This is a genomic window from Vibrio sp. S234-5, assembly GCF_000960595.1.
In the GTDB taxonomy this organism is placed as follows: Bacteria; Pseudomonadota; Gammaproteobacteria; order Enterobacterales; family Vibrionaceae; genus Vibrio.
In genome coordinates this window covers 1-523 of record NZ_JZAM01000239.1, presented here as the reverse complement: position 1 = coordinate 523, position 523 = coordinate 1, and the positions used below count along the sequence as shown (strand labels likewise).

Here is a 523-nt window from a genome sequence, read left to right as displayed (position 1 = left end):
AGCCAAGCAAAATTAGTGTGCCAATGAAGCAGAAACGTTGCATGATGAACCCCGGCTTCTTGGAGCAAGTCTTAGTTGCTGGATTTAAGTCAATGACTAAATTCTAACCATTCATGCGGACGCCCTGGGGCTAGTGCCGATTGGCGTAGCGATGAAACGGCGAACCTTACCTCCTTTTTTTTATGACATCACGACTACGACATGATGGACATTTAATATGAGGATTGTGTGCTACGTGAAAGATGGTCGCGTCACCATCAAACTCTGTAGAGCAATAATGGAAAGGGCCGCGTATTCCAAAGCGATGGTAAAGAAGTGAAGTTGACATTAACTGGCTATTTTTGGCGATATGGTATCAGAAAAGCCATTCAGGTATCGATTTTCCGGATGAACCCCTTTTCCATATCAAACTCAGTAAAAGCCAAGTCGGTCAGTTTTAAAACCGACTTACTCACGATACCTTTACCTTGGTATTCAGAGCTTAACCAGTAGCCAATCTCTACTTTTTTAAGTTGACGGTTAA

At 42.8% G+C, this 523-nt stretch carries 1 pseudogene; it reads right to left on the bottom strand.

Features of this window, described 5'->3' with window-relative positions:
- Positions 1–395 precede the first annotated feature (395 nt).
- A pseudogene (locus UF06_RS24605) lies at positions 396–523 on the bottom strand (GNAT family N-acetyltransferase); the annotation flags it as partial.